This is a genomic window from Brevibacterium sp. SIMBA_078, from assembly GCF_046534565.1.
In the GTDB taxonomy this organism is placed as follows: Bacteria; Actinomycetota; Actinomycetes; order Actinomycetales; family Brevibacteriaceae; genus Brevibacterium.
Genome location: NZ_JAWRYQ010000239.1, coordinates 1 through 270 on the forward strand (window position 1 = coordinate 1; position 270 = coordinate 270).

Here is a 270-nt window from a genome sequence, read left to right on the forward strand (position 1 = left end):
CGGTCATTGGCGGGCCTCGCGTGCGAGGCGGCAGACTTCGCCGGCGCGGGAGGCCTGCTGCTCGTTGAACATGCCGAAATGGCAGATGGACGGCGAAATGCCCAGGGCGCGGGCCAGCCACGCATAGGCCTCCGTGCGCTTACCGGCAAATCGTTCCTGGGTCAGGGCCTGGAATGCGCCCTTGGCTTCCTTGCGCGCCTTCACCGTGGCGCGATCGGCCATGATGCCCAGGGGCAGGTCGGTATCGGGGTGAAGGCCGATATAGGCCTG

The 270-nt window shown here is 67.4% G+C and carries 1 protein-coding gene; it reads right to left on the minus strand.

Annotated elements, in window-relative coordinates:
• Positions 1 to 3: 3 nt before the first annotated feature.
• Positions 4 to 270: zinc-finger-containing protein (locus SB749_RS19570; protein ID WP_410711774.1), on the minus strand; the 267-nt coding region annotated here is incomplete at its 5' end.